This is a genomic window from Litoreibacter sp. (assembly GCF_058136045.1).
In genome coordinates, this window is record NZ_JBYVDD010000003.1 from 530,406 (window position 1) to 550,584 (window position 20,179).

Genomic DNA, 20,179 nt, shown 5'->3' on the forward strand with positions numbered 1-20,179 from the left:
AGAAGTCCGGTCCTAAATGCCCCTCAAATGTGTCGCAAATGCGGCAAGATCAGGGGCAAAGGAAGTCATTTAGCGAGGCAAACACCATTAATGACAGGAGTAAAAACAGGCCCCCCGTCATCAAATAGCCCATCACTTTGTCATTTGGCGGACGGCGGAAAACGGCCTCATAGGCGTAGAATACCAAGTGACCGCCATCCAAGACAGGGATCGGAAACAGGTTCATAAAGCCAATCGCTGTCGATAACAGCCCGATAAAGCTAATGAATTCAATGACCCCAAGGGACGCCATATCACCGGATGCTTTGGCAAGCCCAACCGGGCCTTGAATATTACACGAGCTAATGGCCCCCGTTGCCATGTTTTTCAGGCCCGACAGGCTCGAAGTGATAACAAACCAGGTTTGGCGAACACCGCCCATGAGCGCGTCACCAAGGCTCAAATCTTCTATGGGTGCGTCGAAGAAAACCCCGCCCGAGAAGCCGATCAACCAGCGTTTCTCGAAGCCATCCGCGGTTGGAATATCGCGTGGACGTGGCTCCAGCGTTTTCTCCAGCGTTGCCCCGTCACGCCAAATCGACAGCGCCAAAGGTTTCCCTTCGCTGGCTTGCACAATATCAGCCAGTTGTCCGAAGGCATAAATATCCACGCCATCAACGGCTTGAATCACGTCGCCAACCAGCAAGCCACCGTCTATCGCCGCCGACCTTGGGCGGATGCTGCCAATTTTTGCAGGATAGGGATAAATGCTTTCAAAGCTGAGTGTTTCGCCGTCGCGCAGCACCTCATAGGTGACTGTCGGCGCGGGTTCCGTCGCCTTTGCCGCCGTATAGAAGCTGGTCATGTCGGTAATTTCGACGTCCCCTAACCGCGTGATCTGATCCCCGACTTGAAACATCTCCACAGGCCCGGGCAATGGGGGCAATGTGCCAATCACCGGCTTGTCGGAGGCGACGCCAGAGTAAAAGAACACCCCAGCAAACACGAAAATGGACAAGATGAAGTTAAACACCGGCCCTGCTGCGACCGTTGCCGTACGTCTCCAAAGGTCTGCCCCGTGCATCGTGCGCTTCAGCTCAGCGTCAGACAGGCTGGACATAACCTCGCCATCCTTGGCCGATGCGGCGCTCGCGTCGCCCATAAACTTGACGTAGCCACCAAAGGGAATCGCCGCCAACTGCCAGCGCGTGCCGCGTTTATCTACGCGCGAATACAGCACCGGCCCAAAGCCCAGCGAGAAGACCTCGGCATGGATGCCGCACCAACGCCCCACGATGTAGTGGCCATATTCATGGATCGCGACAATGATGCTAAGGGCGACCACAAAGGCCACCAGCGCGCCAAAAAAGCCGCCAAACGAGGGTAGCATCCCCAAGATATCCATAAACTGCCCTCTCAAAATTTCGATTGCGGCGTTATAGCCGCGTTAGACTGCCTGCCGCGTCATGTGCTCTCTGACGTGCCTGATGGTCAGTTTCAAGCACCTTATCAAGGGTGAGTATGTCGCAACTAAGACCGTTTTCACGCTGAAAGCCATTCAAAACCACGTCAACGACCCGCGCCATATCCTGGAAGCCGATTTTGCCCGCAATAAACTCATCAAGCGCCGCCTCTTTGGCCGCGTTGAAAACGGCACCGGCAAGCCCGCCCGTTTCCATCACAATGCGCGCCAAAGCCAGCGCCGGATAGCGCTCTGTGCTTGCCGCTCGAAAGTTCAAACAGGCTATTTTAGCCAGATCAAGCCGCTCAACCGGCACATGCCCGCGGTCGGGCCAATGCAGCGCATAGCCGATGGCATGGCGCATATCGGGCGGCCCAAGATGCGCCATCAGCGCCCCGTCGTTGAACCCAACCAGCGCGTGGATCAGGCTTTCGGGATGAATAATTGTCTCTATTTGATTTGGTTTTACGCCGAAAAATTCTTTAGTTTCAATTAGCTCCATGGCTTTGTTAAACATAGAGGCGCTATCAATAGTGATCCGTTGGCCCATATCCCAGTTCGGGTGTGCCGAGGCCTCGGCCAGCGTCGCGGTTTCAAGTTTTCCTATCGGCCAGTCGCGAAATGCCCCGCCAGAGGCCGTGATGATAACGCGCTCGACGGCGGCCATATCCTCGCCAACCAAAGCCTGAAACACGGCCGAGTGTTCACTATCAACGGGCAGGATTGTTGCCCCGTGGCGCGCGGCCTCTGCCAACAAATACGGGCCTGCGGTTACCAGCGATTCCTTGTTGGCCAGCGCCAAGGTCGTGCCATGGCGCAACGCACGCAGCCCCGGCACCAAGCCCGCCGCGCCAACAATCGCCGACATGAACCAATCGGCCTTGCGGTCCGCCGCCTCTGCCACCGCCTGCGCCCCGGCGGCGACCTCGATACCGCTGCCGGACAAAGCCGCTTTCAAGTCGGCATAGCACTCCTCAAAGGCTGTCACGGCCAACTCGGCGTTCACTGCAATCGCCTGCTCCGCCAGCCGCGCGACATTGCGCCCGCCGGTTAAAGCCACCACATCATAGCGGTCCGGCGCACGGGCGATCAGGTCTAACGTGCTCTCTCCGATCGAGCCGGTCGAGCCAAATATTGTGACCTTGCGCATCAATTGAGAATTGGCGGAAAGCCCGCCAAAAGCATGATTGGCAGCAGTATAACTGCCGCCCCTAGCATCCCGTCAAAGCGATCAAAAAAGCCGCCATGGCCGGGGATCAAGTTCGAGGAATCTTTGACGCCCATCTTGCGTTTCAACGCGCTTTCCGCGACATCACCTGCCTGAGAAGCTATTGATATCAAAATGGAAAACAGCACGACCTCTGCGCCAGCGCCCCTTGTTCCGATAAAAACCATCCCGACAATTGCCGCCGCAACCCAGCCCGCCGAAGTGCCGGACCATGTTTTCTTTGGGCTGACTGCCGGCCAGAATTTCGGTCCACCGATAATGCGCCCTGCAAAGTAGCCCAACACGTCCGTGGCGATGACCACCAGTGCCAGCCATAGCATCCAGATAAAGCCATCAGCCCGAAGCAAAACAAGGGTGAAACAGGCGACCATGATCAGCACGGCAAAGCCCGCATGTAGCGCGCGATGCTTGTTTACCAAAGCAACCCCAACGAGCGCAGGGACCACCAAAACCAAAAGCGCCATCCCGAGTGGCAGCATTTTCGCGGCAACCAGCGATCCTGCGGCAATCGCCCCCAATAATATGGCTCTCTTTTGGCAACACACGCCCAACATCCGGGCCAACTCCCACATCAAGGCCGCACAAATCAGTGCCACTAGGGCCAGAAACAAAAAGCCCCCGATCCACAGTGCGCCAATTCCCACCACGGCCATAACCGCGGCCGAGGTCATACGAGCTGTCAGGTCAGAAAATTTGTCAGATGCCATGGTCTTGGGCCCCTCTTCTTACTGCTGAGCGGGGCATCGGCCCTTGCATCATGTTAATTACGCCTTAAGCGGTGGCGCCCCCGAAACGGCGATCCCGGCTGCTATAGCGTGCGACAACTGAGGCAAAGACCTCCGGCGTGAAATCAGGCCAATGCGTATCGATAAATTCGTACTCTGCATAGGCCGACTGCCACAACAAGAAATTCGAGATCCGCGCCTCGCCGGAGGTTCGAATCACAAGGTCGGGGTCTGGCAATACATATGTGTCCAAAAAGGACGCCAAGACTTCCGAATTCACCTGATCAGGGCGTAGGCGTTTTTCTGCTATTTCCACCGCCAACCTTTGCGTGGCGCGTGTCACCTCGTCGCGCGCACCGTAGTTCAGCGCAATTGTCAGGTGGGTTGTGTCATTATTTTCGGTCAGTTTTTCCAGATAATCCATTAACGCCTGAAGCTTTTTATCCAGCTTTTCGCGGTCGCCAATAAAGCGGACCCGCGTGCCCAAGCGGTGCAAGTAGTTGGCTTCGCGTTGAATATAGCGGCGAAACAGCGCCATCAATCCCGAGACCTCAGATTGGGTGCGTTTCCAGTTTTCAGTGGAAAATGCGAACATTGTCAGATACTTAACGCCCAGACTTGGGCAAGTTTCAACCGCTTGGCGCACCCGCTTTGCACCGGCTTGATGCCCAAAAAGGCGCGGCCGATTGCGATGTGTCGCCCACCGCCCGTTGCCATCCATAATAATGGCCACGTGTTTTGGCCCATTAGGGTTAATATCCACCACGCTCACAATGCCACCTCGAGTTATTATTATTTCTTAAAATTTAGCACACAACATATCCCGTAGTCAGGGGGAAATCCCAAGACGTCAACGCCAGCACTTTCTCAGGCCAGATAATTTCTTAAACCTGCATGATTTCTTCTTGTTTGTTCTCCAGCGCCTTGTCGACCAACTTAATCTGCGCATCAATCATTTCTTGAACTTCGGTTTCCCAAAATTTCTGATCATCTTCGCCCAAGCCATCAGATTTGGCTTTTTTGATCTGATCCATCGCATCGCGGCGAATATTGCGTACAGAGACGCGGGCGTGCTCGGCATATTGCCCCGCAACCTTGGTTAATTCGCGGCGGCGCTCCTCGTTCAGCTCTGGAATTGGCAGCATGATTATCGTGCCGTTCAGTTGAGGATTGATCCCTAAGCCACTCTCTCGAATGGCTTTTTCAACTTTACTCACCAAACCCTTATCCCAAACATTGATCGTAACCATCCGTGGTTCTGGCACATTGACCGTGCCCACTTGGTTGATCGGCGTCATGGAGCCATAGGCGTCAACCATCACTGGCTCCAACATGGAGCCAGAGGCGCGCCCTGTCCGCAAAGAGCCAAATTCGGTCCGCAACGAGCTCATCGCCCCGTCCATGCGGCGTTGAATGTCGTCGGTGTCTAGCATGAAGTCGTCTGACATGATGTGTGCTCGTCCCGTTATGTCGATTTTTGCGATGTATATCTGGAATTCATCCGGCGAGCTAGCCGATTTGAAACCCAGCGGAAAATCTGTGACCCTTAATCAAGGTCAGTCTCTTACAACCGTGTAAGTCCCCTCGCCCGCCAATATGCCTTTGAAGCCGCCCGGCTCGTCCAACGAGAACACAATTATTGGCAGATCATTGTCGCGCGCCAAGGCGATGGCCGAGGCGTCCATAACGCCTAGACGCTTCATCAAGACGTCATCGAAGCTGATCTCATCATAGCGCACGGCGTCATCAAATTTGGCCGGGTCTTTGTCATATACGCCGTCAACTTTAGTGCCTTTAAAGATCGCCTCGCAAGACATCTCGCTGGCGCGCAGTGTCGCGGCGGTATCGGTGGTGAAATAGGGGTTGCCGGTGCCCGCGGCAAAAATGCAGACCCGCTTTTTCTCTAGGTGGCGCACGGCGCGGCGGCGGATATAGGGCTCGGCCACCTCGTTCATCGTAATCGCCGAGATCACCCGTGTGTGAATTTTCAACGCCTCCAGTGCGCCTTGCATCGCCAGTGCATTCATCACCGTGGCCAGCATGCCCATGTAGTCGGCGGTGGTGCGCTCCATCCCTTGGGCCGAGCCTTGCAGCCCGCGGAAAATATTGCCGCCACCAATCACCATGCAAATCTCAACGCCCATGTCGTGTACGGTCTTAACCTCGCGCGCGATCCGCTCCACGGTGGGCGGATGAAGGCCAAATCCCTGATCCCCCATCAGCGCCTCACCCGAGATTTTCAGCATCACGCGTTTGTAGGTCGTTTGTGGGGCATGGGACATAATGGGGCAGCCTTTCAGGCGTGATGGCAGGGGTGATGGGTTGTACAGTTGCAACTGCTGGGCAAAATGTAGGAAAACGCGGCGAGTTTCAACGGCGAAGCGCGTCAATATCGGCCCAAACGCCATAAAGTGGAAATAGTTCGAGCCAATGCAGCATTTCCTTCAGAATTTAGCGCCGGAACAGCCGGTTTTAATCGCCGGGCCGACGGCATCGGGCAAGTCGTCCCTAGCTTTGCACATCGCCACCCATCACGGCGGCACTGTGATCAATGCCGATGCGTTGCAGGTGTTTGATTGCTGGCAATTGCTATCTGCGCGCCCTGACGCGTCAGAGTTAGGCCAAGCCCCCCATGCGCTTTATGGCCATGTGCCGTACCGCGAGACCTATTCTACCGGCCATTGGTTGCGCGACGTGAGCAAGCTGTTGGGCACAGGAAACCGAGCTATTATTGTTGGCGGCACCGGTCTTAATTTTGCCGCCCTCACCCAAGGGTTGGCCGACATTCCACCCGTCCCCGCGCAGGTGCGCGACATCGCACAAGCCATGTCGCGCGAGGCTATGCTGGGTGAGTTGGACCCCGAGACCTGCACCCGCATCGACGTGATGAACCGCGCACGGGTGCAGCGCGCTTGGGAAGTGGCGCGCACCACCGGACGCTCGATCAGCGCGTGGCAGGACGAGACCCCGCCCCCGACGCTGCGCCTTGAAGACTGCGCCGCTTTTGTGTTGAACGCTCCGGTGCCATGGCTGGACGCACGCATCACCCGCCGCTTTGACCAAATGCTGGATCAGGGCGCGTTGGACGAGGTGCGCGCGCTGCAAAATGACTGGGATCCGCAACGCCCGTCGGCAAGGGCCATCGGCGGACCTGAGCTTATGGCGCATCTAAATGGCAAAATCTCGCTGTCAGAGGCGCGCACGCTGGCCATAACCGCCTCGCGCCAATATGCTAAACGGCAACGGACATGGTTTCGCTCCAAGATGAAGCAATGGATGCAAATCCCTGCTGACCAAATCGACGACCAATTGAAGTTGTAGTACCACAGTTACCCAAACGCGGCATTTGACACGATCGAACGCCACGCTCTATCAAAGATAAGACCAAACAGCACACGCCCAAGGACGACCCTTCATGCCGCACCAAAACCTGCCAAAAGTCGAGACGCTTGCAACGCACTTGCGGACCGAAGCTTGGCGCGGTGATGCGGCACAATCACTTGACCACCCGATCCTGTTTTGGATATCGCGCGGTCAAGGTCGGGTGATGGTCGATTGCCGGATGCGTGGCATCGGGCCAAACACTGCCATCTATATCCCGCCCCACACCCTGTTTAGCTACGAAATGTTCGCCGCCCCGCAAGGCATGGTCGTGTCCCTGCCGCGCGACGAGACCTCTGGTTTCCCGCGCAGACCTGCAATTCTAAAAGCCACCTCTGTGCAGCTCCAAAGCGAGATCACCGGGCTGATCGACGCCTTATCGCGCGAATTGCTGGAGTTGCGGCCCGGACAGCGCCGCGCGGTGATGGCCTATGTGATGATGCTCGGGGTGTGGCTGGACCGCGCCTTGACCGAGCAACCACAAGACAAGCTGGGGAAATCCGAGCGCGTTTTGCGCAAGTTTAGTCATGTGGTCAGTATTGGCCACCGCGATGGGAAATCCTTGGGTGAATTCGCCGCCGATCTGAAAGTCACGCCAACCCATTTGACGCGCCTCACGCAAAGCGCTGTCGGCAAGCCGGCGTCCACCCTTTTACAAGAGCGCGTCATTCAAGCCGCCTGCGAAGCGCTGCTTCATACCGATCGCCCGGTGCAAGACATCGCGCAAAAGCTTGGATTCTCCAGCCCGGCCTACTTCACACGGGCATTTCAGGCTCATACGGGCAAAAACCCCTCAGAGTTCCGCAAGGCGCGTTAGTCGACCCGAAATTCCCCGTATTGCCGGAATTTTGGTTATTTTAGCCCCTACTTACCTACCGAGTGTCGCTATCTGACAAGGATTTTGTCGTTTTTTTTACATGTGGTGACGGTCCTAACCGTTGACCTTCCGGCAAAATTGGTGCGCAATGTGCCCCGGAGCGTTGAGGGGAGACGCAAAAGCTGAACTCAATAAGCGACATCATGAAGGCTGGCCCGCGAATATTGCGGGGTAATCAGGCCTCATTTCGAAAAAGTCTACAGGGAGACACACATGACAAAACAAACATTTAGCGGCGAAGCCGTGCATCCAGCAGTTGAGATGTACGCCTCCGAGCACAAAGCGGGCAAGATGGACCGCCGCGAGTTTATGACGCGCGCAACTATGCTGGGCGTCACTGCAACAGCCGCCTACGGCATGATCGGCGCGGTGCAACCAGCCCACGCCATGACCGCCGCCAAGCAAGGCGGCACTATGCGTATGGAAATGGAAGTCCGCGCACTAAAAGATCCACGCACCTTTGACTGGACCCAAATCGCCTATTTCACCGCTGGTTGGCTGGAATATATGGTTGAGTACAACTCTGACGGCTCGTTCAACCCGATGCTGCTGGAATCGTGGGTTATCAGCGATGACGCGACCGAGTACACGTTGAACGTGCGCAAAGGCGTCAAATGGAACAATGGCGACGACTTTACGGCTGACGATGTGGTCCGCATGGTTACCGCTTGGTGTGACAAAGACGTTGAAGGCAACTCCATGGCTGGCCGTTTCGCCACCCTGATTGATGCCAAAACCAACAAGATCGTAGACGGCGGTGCCACTGCTGTTGACAGCCACACTGTTAAATTGTCGCTGCCTGCGCCTGACATCACATTGATTGCGGGCATGTCGGATTATCCGGCGGCTGTTTATCACGGCTCTGCCACAGGTACGCCTGAGGATATGTTGGCCAATCCTGTTGGGACTGGTCCTTACAAGCCTGAATCGCTCGAAGTTGGTGTTAAAGCCGTCATCGTGCGCAACGAGGGTTTCGACTGGTGGGGTTATTCCGCTGGCAAAGGCGCATACCTCGACCGGATCGAATACATCGACTACGGCACAGACCCCGCTGCTTGGATTGCTGCTGCTGAAGCCGAAGAAGTTGATTGCCTGTACGAGACCGTTGGCGATTTCGTTGACGTGATGGACGGCTTGGGCTGGGAAAAATCCGAAGTGGCCTCTGGTGCCACCATCGCGATCCGTCCAAACCAAGTGGCCGAAGATGCAGATGGCAAGAAACCTTACGCCGACAAGCGCGTGCGTCAGGCGATTTCCTATGCGGTTGACCGCGCTGTTTGCCTTGAATTGGGCTATGCAGGTCAAGGTCAAGTTGGTGAGAACACTCACGTTGGACCAATGCACCCAGAGTACGCAGATGTTGCGGGCTTTGAGCATGACCCAGCGAAGGCGAAAGCCCTGCTCGAGGAAGCCGGTATGGCTGACTATGAGTTCGAGCTGATCTCCATCGACGATGACTGGCGCAAGAACACCACCGATGCGGTCGGTGCTCAACTGCGTGACGCTGGCTTCAACATCAAACGGACCATCATCCCGGGCACGACGTTCTGGAATGACTGGACCAAATACGGCTTCTCCTCGACCAACTGGAACCACCGCCCACTTGGCGTCCAGATCCTTGGTCTGGCGTACCGTTCTGGTGAAGCATGGAATGAAAGCGCGTTCTCTAACGCCGAATTCGATGCCGCGCTGGCCGAAGCCAACTCCATTGCCGATGCGGACAAGCGTCGCGAAGTGATGAAAACGCTGCAAACCATCATGCGTGACGAAGGTGTAACGATCCAGCCGTACTGGCGTTCACTCTACCGCCACAGCAAGCCGGGCCTCGTGAATATGGATATGCACATCGCGTATCTGCCACAGGTCTATAAGTGGGGCTTTGCCGCTTAAGGCAGCTCGGAACATGGGCCGCACCTCTTGACTGAGGTGCGGCCCTTTTCAAATCCAGTTATGCCGCCGCACTGAGGGCACATGCCCCAGCTCCAGACGTCCAAAAGGGCGCACCGCGACGGCCAACCAGACAGGGACCCATACATGGGACGTTTCATCCTACGGCGTGTAGGCGTGATGCTGCTGACGGCACTTTGCCTGACCTTCATCGTGTTCTTCATGACGAACCTCTACCCCAACCTCGAGAAGCTGGCCAAAACCCAAGGCAACTTCCGCATGTCCGACGAGGCCGTGGTCAGCTACCTGACCCGCGAGGGCTACATGGCCCCCCTGCCCGTCAAATATGGCCGCTGGCTTGGGGTTCTGCCCAACCATGTCAACACGGCTGAGGATGGAACTGTCACTGGCAAATGTATCCGCGAGGGGCGCAACACCCCCGAGACAGCCCCCAAATATTGCGGCGTATTGCAAGGTGAATGGGGCTATTCGTCGGTGTTCAAGGATGATGCCGGCTCGATATTGAAAAAACGTCTGGGGCTTACCGGCTGGCTGGCACTTCTTGCCTTTGCCGTGATGATCCCAGCTGCACTTATTATTGGCGTTCTTGCCGGGATGCGCGAGGGCAGCCGGCTGGACCGCACGTTATCCACCTTCTCGATCGCGTCCTCCGCCACGCCTGAGTACGTCTCTGGTGTGATTTTCATCGCCGTGTTCGCCTCCTCTTCCTTCGGCCTCAAGTGGTTCAAGGGGTCCTCCACCTCTGCGATGGAAGACTTCACTTGGGCCAACATCACCCTGCCGGTGGCCACCATCGCACTTTACGGCGTCGGCTACGTCGCCCGTATGACCCGCGCCTCCATGGCCGAGGTCATGACCGCGCAATATGTGCGCACTGCCCGCCTGAAAGGTGTCAGCTTCGGCAACATCGTGATGAAGCACGCCCTGCGCAACGCGCTGATCGCGCCGTTCACTGTCATCATGTTGCAGTTCCCGTATCTTCTGACCGGTGTGGTCATCACCGAGACCTTGTTCAACTACAAAGGTTTTGGCTGGATGCTGGTGCAGGCTGCATCGAACAATGACATCGACTTGCTGCTTGGCGGCTCTGTCGTGGCTGTATTTGTGGTTCTGGTCACCCAGCTGATTTCCGATATCGGCTATGTGTTCCTGAACCCCCGCATTAGGATTTCATGATGGACCCGTTAAACTGGACCGGCGCAGTTGGCGCCTACCTCAACCCCGTCCTCACCCTTGCCCTTTTGGCACTCACACTGTCGATTCTGGGCTATCTGGTGCTCAACATCTTTGAATATGCAAAGGCAACCTTCGATGATGCACCTGAAACGATCAGCACAAATATCTTCCCCTCGGAGGCGGTGAATAAATTCATCGTGCCGTCGGCTTTGGTAGTCATGGTGTTGTGCTTGCTCTACGTCTTGGCTGGCATTTTACTGCCCTATGGCTCTGCTGGCATTGTTGGCGAGCTGGGACAGCGCTTCTTGCCCGTCTGGGTCGCGCTGATTGTGACGTTCATCTTGTCGATCAAGTACAAGCGCAAGCTGGGCCTTTACGGCAAGCTGTTCGACAGCCCCATCGGCATGATCGGCTTTGCCATCGTTATGTTTTGGGTGTTCACGGCGATCTTTGTGGCCATGGATTTGGTCATCACCCATGATCCCCTGACCCAAGTGTCCGGCATGAAAAACAAAGTGCCCGGCACCCCCCTACGCGGCGCCGAGGATGGCGATTATGTCCACTACCTGCTGGGTGGTGACAACCTCGCGCGCGATGTGTTCTCGCGGGTGGTGAAAGGCAGCCAAGTCGTGCTGCTTATCGCACCTGCGGCAACCCTGTTCGCCTTCATGGTCGGCATCACGCTGGGCCTGCCTGCTGGCTATTTCGGCGGCAAGCTGGACACTGTGATCAGCTTCCTCGCCAATCTGGTTTTGGCATTTCCGGTGATCTTGTTGTTCTTCTTGCTGGTGACGCCAGAGATCAGGTCCGCAGGGGTCACGATCCCGTTTACCGACTACATCTGGACGGTGCCGACGATTTTGGCCTCGGTCCTGTTCCTGTTCCCGTTGGTGTTCCTTGTGGTGCTGTTCGACTCGCGCTTCTTCACCCAACCGGCGAAACGGAACCTCTATGTCGGCCTGACCATCCTGATCGGTGGCTACATCTATCTGGGCATGGCGTGGGACGCTGACCCGCTGGGCATCATCTCGATTGATGGCGGCGTGTTGATCGTCTTCGTCTCGGTGGTCTTTGTGAACTCGCCCACCGTGTTTCGGATCGTGCGCGGCCTCGTGCTCGATATCAAAACCCGTGACTACGTGGCGGCGGGGCAAACCCGTGGCGAGGGGCCTTGGTATATCATGCTTTGGGAAATTCTGCCCAACGCCCGTGGCCCGCTGATCGTCGATTTCTGCCTACGCATTGGCTATACCACCATCCTGCTCGGCACCTTGGGCTTCTTTGGCCTTGGCCTGTCGCCGGAAAGCCCCGACTGGGGCACCACGATCAACTCCGGTCGTCGCCTGCTGAGCATCTTCCCCCATCCGGCCATTGTGCCTGCGGTGGCCTTGATGAGCCTCGTTTTGGGCCTAAACCTTCTCGCAGATGGTCTGCGCGAAGAAAGCTTGAAGGATTAAGCCATGTCTGATGATACATACACCGGCCCGATCCTAGAGATCGACAAACTGTCCATTTCGTTCTTCACGCGGTTGCGCGAAATTCCCGCCGTTATGGATTTCTCCTGCGTGGTGCAGCCCGGCGAGGCCATGGGCCTTGTGGGCGAATCCGGCTGCGGTAAATCCACCGTGGCGCTTGGGGTTATGCAAGACCTTGGCGTGAACGGGCGCGTGGTTGGCGGCTCTATCAAGTTCAAAGGCCGCGACCTTGGCCAGATGAGCCCCGAGGAGCTGCGCGCCATTCGCGGCTCCGAGATTGCCATGATTTACCAAGAACCCATGGCGTCGCTAAACCCCGCCATGCGCATCGGTAAGCAGTTGATGGAAGTGCCGATGATCCACTTCGGCAGCTCCGAGAAAGAGGCATATGACCGCGCATTGGAAGTGGTCACGGACGTTAAACTCCCTGACCCCAAGCGCATTCTAAACTCCTTCCCGCATCAGCTTTCTGGCGGACAACAGCAACGCATCGTGATTGCTATGGCCTTGATGTCAAAGCCGTCTTTGCTGATCTTGGACGAGCCGACCACCGCGCTAGACGTGACGGTCGAGGCCGCGGTGGTGGAACTGGTCAAAGACCTTGGCAAGAAGTACGGCACCTCGATGCTGTTCATCTCGCATAACCTTGGATTGATCCTAGAGACCTGTGACCGCATTTGCGTGATGTATTCCGGCGAAGCGGTTGAAACCGGCTCGATCACGGATGTATTCGACGACATGCAGCACCCCTATACGCAGGCGCTGTTCCGCTCGATCCCACTGCCAAGTGCGGATAAAAACTCGCATCCCTTGGTGGCCATCCCCGGCAACTTCCCCCTGCCCCACGAGCGCCCTCAGGGCTGTAACTTCGGCCCACGCTGCGACTATTTCAAAGAAGGGCTTTGTGACCAAGGCGATCTGCGGATGCAGCCGATTTCTGGCAGTGATCGCCACGGCTCGCGCTGCTTGCGCATAGACGAAATCGACTGGAACGCGCCCATCGAGGCTGGTGCGCAAACTGAGAAGGCCGAGCCGGGCGAAGTGGTCTTGAAGATGGAAAACCTCAAGAAATACTATGAGGTTGCCGCCTCCGCGCTGTTTGGCGGGGCCGACAAGAAAGTGGTCAAAGCCAATGAGACCCTAAGCTTCGAGGCGCGCGAAAGCGAAACCCTCGCAATTGTGGGGGAATCCGGGTGTGGCAAATCAACCTTCGCCAAGGTTCTGATGGGCTTGGAAACCGCGACGGACGGCAAAATTTTCCTCCATGGGAAGGAAATCCAAAACACCCCGATCGAGGAGCGTGACACGAAAACTGTCTCCAATGTGCAAATGGTGTTCCAAAACCCGTTTGATACGCTGAACCCGTCAATGACTGTCGGGCGGCAAATCATCCGGGCCTTGGAAATCTTTGGTATCGGCGACAATGAGGCCGCGCGCGAGACCCGTATGCTGGAGCTGCTGGATCTGGTGAAACTACCGCGAGAGTTCGCCACAAGGATGCCGCGCCAGCTGTCGGGCGGGCAAAAACAGCGCGTTGGTATCGCCCGCGCCTTCGCCGGTGACGCGAAAATCGTGGTAGCGGATGAGCCGGTCTCGGCCTTGGACGTCTCGGTTCAGGCGGCGGTGACCGACTTGCTCATGGAGATCCAGCGCGAGAATAAAACCACGCTTCTGTTCATCTCTCATGACCTTAGCATCGTGCGCTATCTGTCTGATCGCGTTATGGTTATGTACCTTGGCCACGTGGTCGAACTCGGCTCCACGGATCAAGTATTCCAGCCCCCGTATCACCCCTATACCGAGGCCTTGCTATCGGCGGTTCCCATCGCGGACACCAAGATCGAGAAGCAACATATCGTGCTAGAGGGCGACATCCCATCCGCCATGAACCCGCCCCCCGGTTGCCCGTTTCAAACGCGCTGCCGCTGGAAGGATCAGGTGCCAAACGGGCTGTGCGAGAAAGATGTGCCGCCAGTGCGGACCTTGGCGGAAGGCCATCAGGTCAAATGCCACCTTGCCGATGACGTGCTGTCGCGCATGGAGCCGGTGATCAAAATCGCTGCGGAATAACAAAAGCGGCGCGCCCTATTTCATGTAGGGCGCGCCGCCTGCTTCTCTTTACAGTTTCTTTTTGCCAAAAATACTCAAATCCCGTCAGACGCCATAAAGCGTGCCAAATTTGTCTTCGAGATACCCCAGCAAAGGCCCCTCGGTCGGCGCAAAACCACATGCGTGTTCAATCGTTGCACCGGGGTCGCGCAACCCGCCAAATTGTTGCAAATTCTCACGTAGCCAAGTGGTCGCGCCATTGGTCTCCCCCTTCGCCAAATCACTGTCTAACGATGGCACCGCCTCGCGTAACGACTGGTACAAGCAACCCGCATAAACATTGCCCAAACTATAGGTCGGGAAATACCCAAACAACCCGAACGACCAATGCACATCCTGCAAAACACCGTTCGATGGCTTATCAACGGCCACGCCGAAATCCGCCTCGAACCGCGCGTTCCACGCATCCTCCAGATCCGCCACTTCCAGCACGCCAGACACCAGTTGTCGCTCCAAATCAAAGCGCAGCATGACGTGCAGGTTGTAGTTCACCTCGTCAGCCTCGGTGCGAATATAGCCCGTGCCCACACGATTCACGACGCCGTAAAATGCCTCTTCACTGGCCACGCCAAAATCGCCAAACTGATCGCGCATCAGCCCGTAAAGATAGCCGGTAAAGGCCCGCGAGCGGCCAAGTTGGTTCTCATAAATCCGCGACTGGCTTTCATGCACGCCCATCGACACCCCAGCCCCCAGAGGCGTTAGCGCGTACTCATCCCAAATACCTTGCTCATAGCAGGCATGGCCAACCTCATGAATTGTCGAGTAAAAACAGTTGAACGGATCACGCGGGCTGGTGCGTGTGGTGATGCGCACATCCGTGCCCGAGCCGCTGGAGAACGGGTGCACCGCCTTGTCGATACGCCCGCGCGATAGGTCATAGCCAAAGACCTCGGCCAGCTTGGCGGTCAGCGCCATTTGGCCCGCCTCGTCAAACGCGCGGTCCAGTTTATCTGGGCCATCCGCAGCCAAAACCCGCGCGCGCAGATCAACCAGCCGTGGGCGCATCCGGTCAAACAAGCCTTGCAGCTCCGCACCTGACATACCCGGCTCGTAATCCTCCAAAAGCGCGTCGTATAAATCCCCGCCATCGGCAACACAGGCGGCTTCCTCGCGCTTCAACTCAATCATCCGCGTTAATGTCGGCGCAAATGCCGCAAAGTCATTGTCAGCGCGCGCCTTGGCCCAAATACCCTGCCCCGCAGAGGTGTGGCGCGCGATGTCTGTCGCGAGTTTCTCCGGCACCTTGGTGTTGCGCTGATAGGAGCGTCGCAGATGGCGCAGCTTGGCCTCGCCAACCGCATCGGGGGCCTGCGCCTGTGCCAACCAATCCCCGATCCGCCCATCGGTGCGGCGCGCGTGCAGCACCGCCTCTAGCGCCGCCATTTCCTCGGAGCGCAATCCGGCCGCGCCCTCGGGCATGACCGTTTCCTGATCCCACCCCGTGCGCCCCGCCACCGAGGCCAAAGCCTGCGTGGTATGATCATACGCCATAAGTTCATCAAATGCAGACATGCTAATTCCTCACAGATTGAGCAGTTGGATAGGTACTTTGGAAACGGGCGAACAGAGCCAGACAGATCAGCGCTACAGCCCCCAATTGATGGGTCAACGCCAGATGCAGCGGCGCGGCATAGAGCACCGTTCCGATGCCCAAGATCACTTGCCAGATCAACATAAAGCCAAGCCAGTTATAGGCCCGCTTCACGGCGTGGTTGGCATTCTTGCGAGACCGCCACCACGTGAACAGCCCGAAGGCAAAGGCGCCATAGCCAAGCATACGGTGGTTGAATTGGACTAGGGCCTCGCTCTCGAAGAAATTGCGTCCCCATGGGGTGTGCTCAAAGGCCAATGCGGGAAAGAAATCGCCCGCCATTAGCGGCCAATCGGTATAGGTGCGCCCGGCGTCAATGCCCGCCACCAACGCGCCCGCAATCACCTGCACAAAGATCAAAACCACCAACCATGTTGTTAGTCGGCTCAAAACCGGCGCGCCGGAACGGCGCGCTTGCAACAGGTCCGCATCCGAGCGGCTCAGCGCATAGACATACCATGCGATCAGGCCCAAAATAACGAAGGCCAAGCCCAGATGCGTGGCCAAGCGGTACGACGCCACATCGACCATCTGCCCCGTCAAACCCGAGGCCACCATCCACCAGCCTATCGCGCCTTGCAGGCCACCCAAAGCCCCCACTGCGATCAAGCGTCCGGTCCAGCCTGTCGGGATTTGTTTGCGGATCAGGAACCACAAAAAGCCCACAGCCCAAACCAAGCCAATCACGCGGCCCAATTGGCGGTGGCCCCATTCCCACCAATAGATAGATTTGAACTCGGACAGGGTCATGCCTTTGTTTTGCAACTGATATTCGGGGCTGTCTTGGTATTTCGCCAATTCTGCCGCCCATGCGGCCTCGGACAGTGGCGGCACGGCTCCGGTCACGGGTTTCCACTCGGTAATCGACAAGCCGCTGTCGGTCAGCCGCGTCAGCCCGCCGACTGCGATCATCACCACCACCAGCGCGAACAACACCATCAACCAGCCGCGGATACCGCGCCGGTTTCCACGGTGCGCGGCACGGTCGATTGCACCGGGTTGCGCCATGGGTTTTTCAGCCGTTTCGACCTCTTCGAAGATGCTGCGTTTGCCTGCCATATCCTGCCTCACTCTTGTCCCAGATAACCTATGCGCGCGAGACCCGCACGACAAGTCACTCGCCGCGTTCTTTCCAGCGCACAAACTGTCGCAGCATGCCGTGAAAGGCCTGAATATCGGCCTGCGTCATCGGCATCCGCGAGAACATATTGCGCAGGTTCAACTTCATCGAGTCGGCCTTGTGATCAGGGTAGAAGAAACCGGCTGTATCAAGGCGTTGCTGGAAATGCTCGAACAGCTTTTCGACCTCGATCTGAGTGGCCATCGCGGTGCCTGCCATCTCGACCACCTCTGGCGCTTCCTCGCCCGTCAGGCGGCGCCACTCGTAGGACACCAGCAACACGCATTGCGCCAAATTGAGCGAGGCAAAGCCCGGGTTCACTGGCACCGAGATAATGGCGTTGGCTTGTGCTATATCGACGTTTTCCAGCCCTGCGCGCTCTGGCCCGAACATGATGCCCACGCGTTTGCCTGCTGTTGTCATGGCGCGGGCGTGCTCCATCGCGCGTTGCGGCGTCATCACGGGTTTGGTCAGGTCGCGTGACCGCGCGGTGGTGGCAAATACATAGTCCAGATCACCCAAAGCGCCTGCCGTGCTGTCAAACACACCGACATGATCCAAGACCCGCGACGCGCCGGACGCCGTGGCCACAGCCGCCGGATTGGGCCAGCCATCACGCGGATTAACCAAACGCATCCGCTCCAGTCCAAAATTCCACATGGCCCGCGCGGCAGAGCCGATATTCTCGCCCATCTGCGCGCCAATCAGGACAACGGTGGGTTGCGGGCCGCTCCAAGGGGTTTGTGAATTGTGATCAGTGCCGGACATGGGGCCTCTTCGGGTGTGCAATTGAACAGGCTTGGGTTTAGGCGGCTGCGCGCGCCCCCGCAACACCCTTGTGAGCGGCCCCGCGCCCCGCTATGACACCGTGAAACAGAGGATAGAGACCATGGCCCAAGACCGCACTGCCCAAGAGGGCCCTGAAACTCCGCAAATCTACATTATCACACCGCCCGAATTCGAGCTGGACGTGTTCCCCGATCAATTGTCGCGCGTGCTCGACAGCGTAGACATTGCCTGCTTGCGCCTGAGCCTTGCCACCAAGGACGAGGGCCGCATCGCCAAAGCTGCCGACCAAATCCGCGAATTGGCCCATGCCCGTGATATTCCACTGGTGATTGAAAGCCATTTCCTGCTGGTTGAGAAACTGGGGCTAGACGGTGTTCACCTGCTCGATGGCGCGCGCTCGGTGCGTTACGTGCGCAAGGAAATCGGCGCGGATCCAGTGATCGGCACGTTTTGCGGCCCGTCGCGCCATGACGGCATGGCGGCAGGCGAAAGCGGTGCGGATTACGTAGCACTTGGCCCGATTGGCCAGACTACGCTGGGCGACGGCCAAATTGCCGAGACCGAAGCCTTTGAGTGGTGGTCACAAATGATCGAGCTGCCCGTGGTGGCCGAGGGCGCGCTGAACATTAAGGGCGTCGAGAGGCTGGCCCCCTACACCGATTTCTTTGCCGTGGGCGAGGAAATTTGGGGCGCGGAAGATCCTAGCGCGGCTTTGAAAGCATTGCTTGCGCCGCTGGGCTAAGTTTTAGGCCAGAGCGGACGATCTTTTCGCAGGCCGCAGCCAAATCTTTGCGATTGGCAAAATCGGACACTTTTAACGGGTGATGGTAGGTGACCGTGACCCGCCCGTGGTGCGCCGTGGCCAGCGTTTGCAACAGATGCGGCCCAAACTCCATGTCGCCCCACCAGCCGTATTGACGCGGGTCCGCGCCGTGCGGGGCCTCATAGGATAAGGTGACGGGCTGAACATACAGTTTTTCACGTAAACTTTGCGTAAAAAACGCCGCAAACAGCGTTGATTTGAATGGTAAAATCCTAATTCCGTCAGAGCTTGTCCCCTCGGGGAAAAACAACAACTTGTGGCCCGCCAGCAATCTGCCCTCAAAAAGTTCCCGCTGGGCGCGGGCCTGCTTGGGGTCGCGGTCAATGAAAACCGTCCCCGTTGCGCGCGCCAGCCAGCCGATTCCTGGCCAGTTGGCCACCTCGGACTTGGAGACGAAATAGACCCGTTTGCGCGCGTTGAGCGAGAAGATATCCAGCCAGCCACAATGGTTCGAGACCACAGCGCCCGCCTGCGTCATTGGCGTGCCCTCGGAGCGGAATTTTATCCCTAGAAACAGAAACGTCGCGCGGCAAACAAGCCGCGTAATATGTGGCGTCCAAGGGCGGCGAAGCCCGTGGATTGGCCGCTCGATCAAGCGCAGCGCCAGCAAGATTAGCAGCCCGCCGAACACCAAGCCCGCAAGCGGCACGCCCCGCACGATGATACGCGCCCAACCGGTGGCCCCCAAGCGTTGATGAGGCGGAGGATCGCCGCTGTCCCAAGTGCTCATGTGCTCACCCGCTCTGCACCGCGCGGACGAGTGTAGATGTCGCGGTGGCGTTTTGACATGCGCAGGGCATCCATCACCAAGCAGACATCTATCGTGTTGAATTCATGGTCAATATAGGCACCATCCCCAACCGTTCCACCAAGGCGCAGGTAGGCCTTTATCAACGCCGGCGTATCCTTCACCGCCTGCGGGCGGTCGATCAAATCCGGCGCGATAATATCCATCCTTTGATGGGCAAGCGCGCGTGGGCGCAGCTCTGCCGGGGCCAAATGGGCATGGTATAAATGCGAAAGCGATTGCGCCACCGTTTGCACATCTGTGCCATGAAACGAGGCCACCCCGAACATCACCTCGATAGAGTGCTCGGCCACATACTCCGCCAGCCCTTGCCAAAGATGGTACATCGCCGTCCCGCCGCGATAATCCGGATGCAGGCACGAGCGCCCCAACTCCAACAACCGCCTGCCGCTGGCCTTGAGCGCGCTCAGGTCGTATTCGCCCTCGCTATAGAACCCGGTGCTCGCTTTGATCTGGTCCCCGCGCAAAAGGCGGTAAACTCCGACAATTTGCCCCAAGGATTTGGGGCGTGCATGGTCGATCAGGATCAAATGGTCAAAATACTGGTCAAAGCTGTCATGCTCTAGCTGGCCGTCATGATCAACGCCCGTCCCGTCCCCGCCCAGCTCCTCGACAAAAACCATATAGCGCAAATGTTGCGAAGCGCGCAGCTCGTCGGCATCTTTGATCAAGCGGGTTTCGAACTGCGGAGCGGTTTGGATCATGGGTCAACGAGATTGCAACAG

At 57.5% G+C, this 20,179-nt stretch carries 18 protein-coding genes; 7 read left to right on the forward strand and 11 right to left on the reverse strand.

The genetic code is table 11. The annotated features are described in order from the left end of the window. Positions 1–49: 49 nt before the first annotated feature. The 6 genes from rseP to pyrH all read right to left on the reverse strand — a co-directional run bounded on the left by rseP (position 50) and on the right by pyrH (position 5,676). Entirely contained in the window at positions 50–1,384 is a 1,335-nt protein-coding gene (rseP, locus tag AC3Y7R_RS03940) for an RIP metalloprotease RseP (RefSeq protein WP_490040703.1), read from the reverse strand. A 31-nt stretch (positions 1,385–1,415) separates the two neighbouring features. Continuing rightward, positions 1,416–2,591 carry a 1-deoxy-D-xylulose-5-phosphate reductoisomerase gene (dxr, locus tag AC3Y7R_RS03945; protein WP_490040704.1) on the reverse strand — a complete coding sequence of 392 codons (1,176 nt, stop codon included), beginning with the start codon at positions 2,589–2,591 and terminating at the stop codon, positions 1,416–1,418. Continuing rightward, positions 2,591–3,376, reverse strand: coding sequence for a phosphatidate cytidylyltransferase (locus AC3Y7R_RS03950; RefSeq protein WP_490040705.1), 786 nt, complete (start codon positions 3,374–3,376; stop codon positions 2,591–2,593). The genes dxr and AC3Y7R_RS03950 overlap by 1 nt, the downstream gene beginning before the upstream one ends. A 64-nt stretch (positions 3,377–3,440) precedes the next feature. Continuing rightward, positions 3,441–4,184 (reverse strand): polyprenyl diphosphate synthase, encoded by a 744-nt coding sequence (uppS, locus tag AC3Y7R_RS03955; protein ID WP_490040977.1) that lies wholly within the window; start codon positions 4,182–4,184, stop codon positions 3,441–3,443. Between the two features lie 94 nt (positions 4,185–4,278). Further along, entirely contained in the window at positions 4,279–4,842 is a 564-nt protein-coding gene (gene frr, locus AC3Y7R_RS03960) for a ribosome recycling factor (protein WP_490040706.1), read from the reverse strand. A gap of 108 nt (positions 4,843–4,950) precedes the next feature. Further along, complete coding sequence (gene pyrH, locus AC3Y7R_RS03965; RefSeq protein ID WP_490040707.1) at positions 4,951–5,676, reverse strand: UMP kinase; 726 nt, start codon at positions 5,674–5,676, stop codon at positions 4,951–4,953. 148 nt (positions 5,677–5,824) lie between these two features. On the opposite strand from pyrH, the gene miaA reads away from it, so the two are divergent. From miaA to AC3Y7R_RS03995, 6 genes are all read left to right on the forward strand, one after another. Further along, a complete protein-coding gene (gene miaA, locus AC3Y7R_RS03970; RefSeq protein WP_490040708.1) occupies positions 5,825–6,715 on the forward strand; it encodes a tRNA (adenosine(37)-N6)-dimethylallyltransferase MiaA in 891 nt (296 codons plus the stop codon). Between the two features lie 94 nt (positions 6,716–6,809). Then, complete coding sequence (locus tag AC3Y7R_RS03975) at positions 6,810–7,592, forward strand: helix-turn-helix domain-containing protein (RefSeq protein ID WP_490040709.1); 783 nt, start codon at positions 6,810–6,812, stop codon at positions 7,590–7,592. A gap of 273 nt (positions 7,593–7,865) precedes the next feature. Continuing rightward, positions 7,866–9,542, forward strand: coding sequence for an ABC transporter substrate-binding protein (locus tag AC3Y7R_RS03980; protein ID WP_490040710.1), 1,677 nt, complete (start codon positions 7,866–7,868; stop codon positions 9,540–9,542). A 144-nt stretch (positions 9,543–9,686) separates the two neighbouring features. After that, complete coding sequence (locus AC3Y7R_RS03985; protein WP_490040711.1) at positions 9,687–10,736, forward strand: ABC transporter permease; 1,050 nt, start codon at positions 9,687–9,689, stop codon at positions 10,734–10,736. After that, complete coding sequence (locus tag AC3Y7R_RS03990) at positions 10,736–12,193, forward strand: ABC transporter permease (protein WP_490040712.1); 1,458 nt, start codon at positions 10,736–10,738, stop codon at positions 12,191–12,193. Before AC3Y7R_RS03985 ends, AC3Y7R_RS03990 begins: the two co-directional genes overlap by 1 nt. A 3-nt stretch (positions 12,194–12,196) precedes the next feature. Next, positions 12,197–14,281, forward strand: coding sequence for a dipeptide ABC transporter ATP-binding protein (locus AC3Y7R_RS03995; protein ID WP_490040713.1), 2,085 nt, complete (start codon positions 12,197–12,199; stop codon positions 14,279–14,281). Between the two features lie 84 nt (positions 14,282–14,365). On the opposite strand, the gene AC3Y7R_RS04000 is transcribed toward AC3Y7R_RS03995, so the two are convergent. The 3 genes from AC3Y7R_RS04000 to AC3Y7R_RS04010 are packed head-to-tail and all read right to left on the reverse strand — an operon-like array spanning position 14,366 to position 17,802. After that, entirely contained in the window at positions 14,366–15,835 is a 1,470-nt protein-coding gene (locus tag AC3Y7R_RS04000; RefSeq protein ID WP_490040714.1) for a carboxypeptidase M32, read from the reverse strand. A gap of 1 nt (position 15,836) precedes the next feature. After that, the gene (gene ctaA / locus AC3Y7R_RS04005; RefSeq protein WP_490040715.1) at positions 15,837–16,973 is read right to left on the reverse strand and encodes a heme A synthase; all 1,137 of its coding nucleotides are present in this window, start codon (positions 16,971–16,973) and stop codon (positions 15,837–15,839) included. 55 nt (positions 16,974–17,028) lie between these two features. Continuing rightward, a complete protein-coding gene (locus AC3Y7R_RS04010; protein ID WP_490040716.1) occupies positions 17,029–17,802 on the reverse strand; it encodes an RNA methyltransferase in 774 nt (257 codons plus the stop codon). A gap of 121 nt (positions 17,803–17,923) precedes the next feature. On the opposite strand from AC3Y7R_RS04010, the gene AC3Y7R_RS04015 reads away from it, so the two are divergent. Further along, positions 17,924–18,565, forward strand: a complete 642-nt coding sequence (locus AC3Y7R_RS04015) for a thiamine phosphate synthase (RefSeq protein WP_490040717.1) — start codon at positions 17,924–17,926, stop codon at positions 18,563–18,565. On the opposite strand, the gene olsA is transcribed toward AC3Y7R_RS04015, so the two are convergent. Continuing rightward, positions 18,525–19,376 carry a lyso-ornithine lipid O-acyltransferase gene (gene olsA / locus AC3Y7R_RS04020; protein ID WP_490040718.1) on the reverse strand — a complete coding sequence of 284 codons (852 nt, stop codon included), beginning with the start codon at positions 19,374–19,376 and terminating at the stop codon, positions 18,525–18,527. The two genes, AC3Y7R_RS04015 and olsA, sit on opposite strands and share 41 nt — an antisense overlap. After that, positions 19,373–20,158: an L-ornithine N(alpha)-acyltransferase gene (olsB, locus tag AC3Y7R_RS04025; protein WP_490040719.1), complete on the reverse strand. Its 786-nt coding sequence runs from the start codon at positions 20,156–20,158 to the stop codon at positions 19,373–19,375. Before olsB ends, olsA begins: the two co-directional genes overlap by 4 nt. Positions 20,159–20,179: the final 21 nt, after the last annotated feature.

Excerpts from the sequence above, each read along its gene's own strand:
- olsA (WP_490040718.1), bottom strand. The coding sequence starts at position 19,376 with ATGAGCACTTGGGACAGCGGCGATCCTCCGCCTCATCAACGCTTGGGG.
- AC3Y7R_RS03990 (WP_490040712.1), top strand. The coding sequence starts at position 10,736 with ATGGACCCGTTAAACTGGACCGGCGCAGTTGGCGCCTACCTCAACCCC.
- AC3Y7R_RS03975 (WP_490040709.1), top strand. The coding sequence starts at position 6,810 with ATGCCGCACCAAAACCTGCCAAAAGTCGAGACGCTTGCAACGCACTTG.
- ctaA (WP_490040715.1), bottom strand. The coding sequence starts at position 16,973 with ATGGCAGGCAAACGCAGCATCTTCGAAGAGGTCGAAACGGCTGAAAAA.
- AC3Y7R_RS04010 (WP_490040716.1), bottom strand. The coding sequence starts at position 17,802 with ATGTCCGGCACTGATCACAATTCACAAACCCCTTGGAGCGGCCCGCAA.
- AC3Y7R_RS03980 (WP_490040710.1), top strand. The coding sequence starts at position 7,866 with ATGACAAAACAAACATTTAGCGGCGAAGCCGTGCATCCAGCAGTTGAG.
- AC3Y7R_RS04015 (WP_490040717.1), top strand. The coding sequence starts at position 17,924 with ATGGCCCAAGACCGCACTGCCCAAGAGGGCCCTGAAACTCCGCAAATC.
- AC3Y7R_RS04000 (WP_490040714.1), bottom strand. The coding sequence starts at position 15,835 with ATGTCTGCATTTGATGAACTTATGGCGTATGATCATACCACGCAGGCT.
- rseP (WP_490040703.1), bottom strand. The coding sequence starts at position 1,384 with ATGGATATCTTGGGGATGCTACCCTCGTTTGGCGGCTTTTTTGGCGCG.
- olsB (WP_490040719.1), bottom strand. The coding sequence starts at position 20,158 with ATGATCCAAACCGCTCCGCAGTTCGAAACCCGCTTGATCAAAGATGCC.
- AC3Y7R_RS03950 (WP_490040705.1), bottom strand. The coding sequence starts at position 3,376 with ATGGCATCTGACAAATTTTCTGACCTGACAGCTCGTATGACCTCGGCC.
- AC3Y7R_RS03985 (WP_490040711.1), top strand. The coding sequence starts at position 9,687 with ATGGGACGTTTCATCCTACGGCGTGTAGGCGTGATGCTGCTGACGGCA.
- pyrH (WP_490040707.1), bottom strand. The coding sequence starts at position 5,676 with ATGTCCCATGCCCCACAAACGACCTACAAACGCGTGATGCTGAAAATC.
- dxr (WP_490040704.1), bottom strand. The coding sequence starts at position 2,591 with ATGCGCAAGGTCACAATATTTGGCTCGACCGGCTCGATCGGAGAGAGC.
- frr (WP_490040706.1), bottom strand. The coding sequence starts at position 4,842 with ATGTCAGACGACTTCATGCTAGACACCGACGACATTCAACGCCGCATG.
- miaA (WP_490040708.1), top strand. The coding sequence starts at position 5,825 with ATGCAGCATTTCCTTCAGAATTTAGCGCCGGAACAGCCGGTTTTAATC.
- AC3Y7R_RS03995 (WP_490040713.1), top strand. The coding sequence starts at position 12,197 with ATGTCTGATGATACATACACCGGCCCGATCCTAGAGATCGACAAACTG.